This is a genomic window from Flavobacterium sp. AJR, from assembly GCF_002156885.1.
Lineage (GTDB): Bacteria > Bacteroidota > Bacteroidia > Flavobacteriales > Flavobacteriaceae > Flavobacterium.
Genome location: NZ_NCWQ01000138.1, coordinates 1 through 6,825, shown reverse-complemented (window position 1 = coordinate 6,825; position 6,825 = coordinate 1). Strand labels below are relative to the sequence as shown.

Here is a 6,825-nt window from a genome sequence, read left to right as displayed (position 1 = left end):
AAGACTACCTTTTAAGTTAAAATAAGAATTATCAGGATTAAGTTTTGTTAAAATTCAAATATAGAAAGATTTTTTATTTTATATATTTTTTTCTAAAAACAAATTACATTAAAAATTAATATCTAAAATTAATTATGAAAATACTCTTTTTAAAACACAATACAAATGCTATATCTAAAACAAACCTATCTTTATCATTGCATCCACATTCCTTTTTTAATACCCTGAGAATTCCTATTTTTAAATAATATTTAATAAAACCAAAAAATGAAAAAGGAGATTCTGGAGCAAATCAAAAAATTAGGCGGAAATATCGACAATGTAAAAGGCAAATCACTTCAGGAAGATTTACAATCTATAACTTTTGATACCGTTTTGTATCGCCGACCAACAGATACACCTTGGGCAACCGCCGAAGAAGAAGAACCCATTTACGGAATAAGCGATTTCATCAACGAAAACGAAGCTCTTTTTAGAGCAAACAAAGAAGATTTTTACGATAAGATAATTCAAAAATATTTCAGATTAACAGATGAAGGATTCGGTCAGATGTTTTGGCAAGTTTCTCCTTTTACACCTTTTAAAGAAGGCACAGAAGATTACGCCGAATGGAACGATGATTTTAAAGATGAAGATACCGATTTAAGCGAAATCATTAAAGTAACAAACGACCATTCGCCAGATTTTATTCTGCTTATTTCAAGTTATGGTTTTCCAGACCATTATTATATATGCTTATCCGATCCAAATCCTGAAAACCCAACATTATTTGGAACAGATCACGAAGTCTTTTTCAGAGAAGTTTCTAACCAAGGAAACTTAGAAGACTTCATGAATACTTTTATGACAAAAGAAGAATTGCTGGAGATTATAAAGAAAAGGATTGAACATGCTTAGATGGAAATAAAACCTTTGTTTGATTGCGCATAAAATAGAACGCTGATGAAACGGATTCGCTATCGCGAAGACGCAGAAAAACACGGATTTAATAATGTTAAATAAAAAATCCGTGGTTAATCCGCGTCTTTACAGAATAAATCCGTTTCATCAGCATTACTTTTTTTAAGGACAAACTAAGTTGAAGCTATTGATTAAACTTTGCGAACCTTTGCGTTTTTCTCTTTGTGTACTTTGCGGTAAATTTTTTTACTCAATCACCATCTTTTGAATCTTGACCTATAAAAACCAATAATTTAGTAAAGTAAAGACATAAAAAAAACCCTTAAAACTATATTTTAAGGGTTTTTAAAGTAAGTAGTGCGGATAATAGGACTCGAACCTACACGCCTTGCGGCACCAGATCCTAAGTCTGGCATGTCTACCAATTTCACCATATCCGCTCAATTGTGGGTGCAAAGATAATCATAACTTCTAATTTTCAAAGCTTTTTTGAAAAAAAATATTAATTCTATTTTTCGTATTTTTGAAATTCTATAAAAATCAATTTAAATGGACACTATAAAAGCATACGTTCAAGAACACAAAGAACGCTTTATCAATGAGTTAATCGAATTATTAAAAATTCCATCTGTAAGTGCAGATACTGCATATTCTCAAGATGTAATTGACACTTCTGAGGCTGTAAAAGTAAGTTTAGAGAAAGCCGGATGTGATTTTGTCGAAATTTGCGACACTCCGGGGTACCCAATTGTCTATGGAGAGAAAATAATCGACCCAAATTTACCTACCGTATTAGTTTATGGCCATTATGATGTTCAGCCACCAGATCCGATGGAATTATGGACATCTCCCCCATTTGAACCAGTTATCAAAAAAACCGAAATTCATCCAGAAGGAGCAATATTTGCTCGTGGTGCTTGCGACGACAAAGGACAAATGTACATGCACGTAAAAGCATTAGAATATATGGTACAAAGCAATACATTGCCTTGTAACGTAAAATTCATGATAGAAGGTGAAGAAGAAGTAGGATCTAAAAGTTTAGGTTGGTTTGTAGAGCGCAATCAGGAAAAACTTAAAAACGATGTGATATTAATTTCAGATACTGGAATGATTTCTAATCAGCAACCATCTATCACAACAGGATTACGTGGTTTAAGTTATGTAGAGGTAGAAGTTACAGGACCAAACCGCGATTTACATTCAGGTTTATACGGTGGTGCAGTTGCAAACCCTATTAACGTACTTGCCAAAATGATTGCTTCATTACATGACGAAGACAACCATATTACAATTCCTGGATTCTACGACAATGTCGAAGAATTAACGCTAGAAGAAAGAGCCGAAATGGCAAAAGCACCATTTAGCTTAGAGAAATACAAAAAAGCCTTAGACCTAAACGATGTTTATGGCGAAAAAGGATATGTAACCAACGAACGTAACTCTATAAGACCAACACTTGATGTAAACGGAATTTGGGGCGGATATACAGGCGAAGGAGCTAAAACGGTTATTGCAAGCAAAGCTTTCGCAAAAATATCTATGCGTTTAGTTCCAAACCAAGATTGGGAGCACATTACCGAGTTATTCTCAAAACATTTTACAAGCATTGCACCAGCAGGCGTAACCGTAAAAGTTACTCCACATCACGGAGGTCAGGGATATGTAACACCAATTGACAGCATTGGTTACAAAGCGGCAAATATGGCTTACACCGAAACTTTTGGAGTTCCTGCAATTCCAGTTCGTTCAGGCGGAAGTATTCCGATTGTAGCATTATTCGAAAAAGAACTAAAAAGCAAAACAATCCTTATGGGCTTTGGTCTTGATAGTGATGCAATTCACTCACCAAACGAACATTTCGGAATTTTCAATTACCTAAAAGGAATCGAAACTATTCCGTTGTTTTACAAATATTTTGTAGAGCTTTCTAAAAAATAAGCCAACTGCAAAGTGAAGATTTACCACAAAGCGCGCAAAGTCTTTTCGCTAAGTTCGCAAAGTTTTCCTATCAGGTATTTAAAATCTGTTAGGTATAAAACCTCAAAATCCGTTCAGCAATGAGCGGATTTTTTTATGGGCGTTCTCTCCGATCGTCCCAAAGGTTCGGAACTGAATAGCTGGATTTAAAATTTCTACCTTTTTTGGTACTCACAATACCTTTGCCTCTTAGCTCCTTTGAGCCTCTATTCCTTTTACCTTTGTCCCTTTGCACCTCTAAACCTTTGACCCTCAAAAAAATAATTTTGGAAATTAAAAAATTAACTCTACATTTGTAGAGCAAGATGTTGTCTTGTAGAGCAAAATAAGTTTTATGAGTAGATATATCCTATTATTAATTTACATAACACTGCTTTCTGGATGCAAGAGCAATCCAATCAATCAGAAGATTGACAAAAAGAAAGAAGGCGTTTGGATAGACATTTATACACAAGATAGTGTTACATACAAATCATTTGAATACTACCGGAAAGACGAACCGGTAAAAAAATGGAAATCTTACGTAAACAATACGCTATATAAAACAGAAAAATATCAAGGCAACAGTTGTAAAGTAAAATATTATTATCCGAATGGAAAATTACAATCAAAAGGAAAAACTAAATTAGAAAAGAACCAAGAACAAATACATTGGTTTTATTATAATGATTGGAAATATTACGACACGGCAGGCAAACTAATCGAAATAAAAAAATACAGCAACAGAAAATTAACATCTACTACAAAAAACAAATAACCAAAATTTCTATTTTAAAAATTATGAAAAAAATAAGTGCCATTTTTTTATTCCTGTTGGGTATTACTTCCTTACAAGCACAATCCTACAAAGAATATATCCAAAAAGCAGACTCTTGTTACAAAGGAAAAGATTATAAATCATCTGTTACATATTATGAAAAGGCATTTAAACTAGAACACAAAAATTCGACACAATTATACAATGGAGCATGCTCAGCAGCAAGGTCATTAGAAACTAAAAAAGCATTCGAATGGTTAAACTTAGCAATCGATAATGGTTATGAAAATTTATACCATCTAAAAAAAGATAACGACTTAACAATATTGCATCCCGAGAAGGAATGGCAAAAAATAATAACCAAGCTTCAAAAGAAACTTAACATTATGGAAGCAAATTATGACAAACCTCTGCAAGAAGAACTACTCTCTATTTTTGAAGAGGATCAAAACATAAGAAAGGTATTCATGACAATATATAAAAGCCCAAATTATGATAAGAAAAAAATAGATAGCATTGGTAAAATCATAAATTATAAAGACAGCCTGAACCTAATTAAAATATCCAAGATACTTGATGAAAAAGGATGGATCGGTGAAAACGTTGTAGGCAGCCAGGCAAACCAAACTTTGTTTCTGGTAATACAGCATTCGGACTTAGAAACGCAACAAAAATATTTACCCATGATGAGAGACGCTGTCAAAAAAGGAAATGCAAAAGCAAGTTCATTAGCATTACTAGAAGACCGCATCGCACTAAGAGAAGGGAGAAAACAAATTTACGGAAGCCAACTTGCCAAAAATCCAGCTACAAACAAGCAATACATTTCACCACTAGAAGACCCCGATAATGTAGACAAAAGACGCGCAGAAGTTGGTTTAGGAACCATAGCCGAATATGCTCAAAAATGGGGAATTGTTTGGGATGTAGAAGCTTATAAAAAGGAATTACCAGAGTTTGAAAAATTAGAAAAAATTAAAAAATAACCCACAATGCAACTAACCAACTCCGAAGAACAATTAATGCAACACCTTTGGCAACTAAAAAAGGCGTTCATGAAGGATTTGCTAGAAGCATATCCTGACCCAAAACCGGCTACAACAACCGTTGCCACTTTATTAAAAAGAATGATCGACAAAAAATTTGTTGCTTACAACGAATTTGGAAACTCAAGAGAATACTATCCATTGGTCAAGAAGACCGATTATTTCTCTAAACACGTAAACGGATTGATTAGTAATTTCTTTAACAATTCGGCATCGCAATTTGCTTCTTTCTTTACCACCGAAACCAATTTATCGACTTCGGAATTAGAAGAACTCAAAAAAATCATTGATAGTCAAATTCAAAAAAAGAAAAAATGATAGCCTATATCCTAAAATCGTCATTACTACTTATAATCCTGTTTGTAGTATATAAACTTTGGTTGGAAAACGAAAAAATGCATGGCTTCAATAGATTCTATTTGTTGAGTAGTTTAGTTTTTGGCTTAACCATTCCGTTACAGCTATTTTCATTCGATACAAAAATATCAAAAGCAATAAACGCTATTCGATTACCCGAAATAGTAATTAATAACAATGCCCAAAACCTAAATTCACTAACCAATAATCAGACAATTACTTATAGCTTATTTGCTCTATATCTAATTATTGCGCTCTTACTAACCATCCGCTTTGCGTTGAATCTGTATTCCATTCATAAAAAAATAAAATACAACAAATCACAAATCATCAATAACCAAAAAGTGGTTTTGATTGAAGATTCCATATTACCACATTCATTTTTAAATACCATATTTTTAAACGAAAGTGATTTAAAAAACAATCTAATCGACACACAACTTATTGCTCACGAAACAGCACATATAAAGCAAAAACATTCGTTGGATATTATTCTTATTGAAGCAATACAAATCCTATTCTGGTTTAATCCAATCTTTATACTTTACAAAAGAGCTATCAAATTAAATCATGAATTTCTAGCCGATGAAGCAGTAATAACCCAATCAGAATCAGTTTCTCACTATCAAAACTTACTATTAAAAATGGCTTCCAACCAAAGCCAGATTGCGCTTGCAAGTTCTATTAATTTTCAAATAACCAAAAAACGTTTACTTATGATGACAAAAAAAGAATCCCGATTGAGAGCAATAATAAAAACCTCGGTAGTAGGTTTTGTATTTGCTACATTATTTTTTGCTTTTAACACAACAACAATTGCTCAAGGAAGCAATCGAAAAGCACTGAACGAACCACCAATCTTCCTTACAGATACTACCGAAAACATTCAACAGCCAGAATTTCCAGGCGGAATGACAGAATTTTACAAATTCATTGGTAAAAACTTCAAAATTCCTAAAGATGCTTCTAAAAATAAAGTATCAGGAAAAGTAATCATCGATTTCTATGTCGAAAAAGACGGTTCATTATCTGATTATAAAATAGCTCATGACTTAGGCTACGGATTAGGCGATGAAGTTATACGCGTATTAAAATTATCTCCAAAATGGAAACCAGGCACATTAAACAATGAACCAGCGAGAGTAATGTACAAATTACCAATAACGGTACAAGAGGATAAATAAATAAAAAAAGTAATTTAGCCAGAAAAAAAATATGAAATTAATAACAAAGCTAAATTACAAAGTTATTGTTCTTTTTACTGTATTGCTTGCTTTTAGTACAGAAGGTATCTCCCAAACAATTGAAAACGATGAACAAAATGAAACCCTTATTCATCCTAGTAAATTTGAAAGACAAGCTCAATTTCATACAGGTATGAAAGGCTTTTACAAGATTTTCTACACCCACTTCAATCTAACTGATGCAGCATACGAAAATAAAGTTAAAGGAACACTTATGCTTACATTTAACATAGAAACAGATGGTTCTTTATCAGATATTAAAGTCAGCAAAGATTTAGGCTACGGATTGGGAGAAGAAGCCGTTCGCGTTTTAAAAAAATTGCCTAACTGGGTTCCCGCTTTATATAAAGGTAAACCAATTAGTCAAATATTTGCGTTACCAATAGCTATTGACTGTACTGATTAAAAAACGCTCTTTTTATTAGAAAATAATATTTAGATATAATCATGAAATCCACTTTACAACAAACCATAGGATCGTTTTCTTGTTTTATCTGTAAATAATAACAAATAAAAAAATCCGCTTCTTTTTCAAGAAGCG

7 protein-coding genes and 1 tRNA gene are annotated in these 6,825 nt (G+C 32.8%); 7 read left to right on the top strand and 1 reads right to left on the bottom strand.

Translation table 11 applies throughout. The features are described 5' to 3' along the window. Positions 1-267: 267 nt before the first annotated feature. The gene (locus B8T70_RS22465) at positions 268-897 is read left to right on the top strand and encodes a hypothetical protein (protein ID WP_086896300.1); all 630 of its coding nucleotides are present in this window, start codon (positions 268-270) and stop codon (positions 895-897) included. A gap of 361 nt (positions 898-1,258) precedes the next feature. Here the strand turns inward: B8T70_RS22465 and B8T70_RS22460 are convergent. Continuing rightward, positions 1,259-1,340: transfer RNA gene (locus B8T70_RS22460), tRNA-Leu, on the bottom strand. 109 nt (positions 1,341-1,449) lie between these two features. On the opposite strand from B8T70_RS22460, the gene B8T70_RS22455 reads away from it, so the two are divergent. The 6 genes from B8T70_RS22455 (at position 1,450) to B8T70_RS22430 (ending at position 6,690) form a co-directional block, all read left to right on the top strand. After that, on the top strand, positions 1,450-2,841 hold the full coding sequence (locus tag B8T70_RS22455) for a dipeptidase (RefSeq protein WP_086896299.1): 1,392 nt from the start codon (positions 1,450-1,452) through the stop codon (positions 2,839-2,841). Between the two features lie 373 nt (positions 2,842-3,214). Further along, positions 3,215-3,637 carry a hypothetical protein gene (locus tag B8T70_RS22450; protein ID WP_086896298.1) on the top strand — a complete coding sequence of 141 codons (423 nt, stop codon included), beginning with the start codon at positions 3,215-3,217 and terminating at the stop codon, positions 3,635-3,637. A gap of 23 nt (positions 3,638-3,660) precedes the next feature. Then, positions 3,661-4,623 (top strand): DUF6624 domain-containing protein, encoded by a 963-nt coding sequence (locus tag B8T70_RS22445; RefSeq protein ID WP_086896297.1) that lies wholly within the window; start codon positions 3,661-3,663, stop codon positions 4,621-4,623. A gap of 6 nt (positions 4,624-4,629) precedes the next feature. Further along, positions 4,630-5,001: a BlaI/MecI/CopY family transcriptional regulator gene (locus tag B8T70_RS22440; RefSeq protein ID WP_039116310.1), complete on the top strand. Its 372-nt coding sequence runs from the start codon at positions 4,630-4,632 to the stop codon at positions 4,999-5,001. Beyond that, entirely contained in the window at positions 4,998-6,224 is a 1,227-nt protein-coding gene (locus tag B8T70_RS22435) for a M56 family metallopeptidase (RefSeq protein ID WP_242667552.1), read from the top strand. The genes B8T70_RS22440 and B8T70_RS22435 overlap by 4 nt, the downstream gene beginning before the upstream one ends. 31 nt (positions 6,225-6,255) lie before the next feature. After that, entirely contained in the window at positions 6,256-6,690 is a 435-nt protein-coding gene (locus tag B8T70_RS22430) for an energy transducer TonB (protein ID WP_086896296.1), read from the top strand. The last annotated feature ends 135 nt before the right edge of the window (positions 6,691-6,825 follow it).